The 390-nt window shown below is 63.3% G+C and carries 1 protein-coding gene; it reads left to right on the plus strand.

What is annotated here, in order from left to right:
• Positions 1-220: 220 nt before the first annotated feature.
• On the plus strand, positions 221-390 hold a 170-nt coding region (locus tag MKL11_RS02865; RefSeq protein WP_243940113.1), incomplete at its 3' end, for a transposase.

The following is a 390-nucleotide window of genomic DNA, read 5'->3' on the forward strand; positions in this document are numbered from 1 at the left end:
GCTCTGGCGACGCACGCATCAGGCGGCCGCCCAAAACGCCCATCTCAAACGCCGAGCGTCAGACGCCAAAGGGCGTCACCGCCGTAAGCCCAGCAAAACACGCAGCCGACGGAAAAGCCAAAAAACGCAACTGTAATGCTAAGGTGTGAACCGCACCAAGCTGTTGCAGGGTTTGTGATTTTGTGATTCCAGGCGGTCGTTTTGCGGCCTGGAGGTGGCGATGGCGGACCTGTTCTGGCTCTCGGATGCGCAGTGGGCGGTGATCGAACCGTTCCTGCCGAAGGATCAGCCCGGACCGGCGCGCAAGGACGACCGGCAGATCATCTCCGGCATTGTGCACGTGCTCACCTCCGGCTGCCGCTGGCGCGACTGCCCGGCGGAGTACGGGCC

The organism is Methylobacterium sp. J-077 (assembly GCF_022829365.1).
GTDB lineage: Bacteria > Pseudomonadota > Alphaproteobacteria > Rhizobiales > Beijerinckiaceae > Methylobacterium.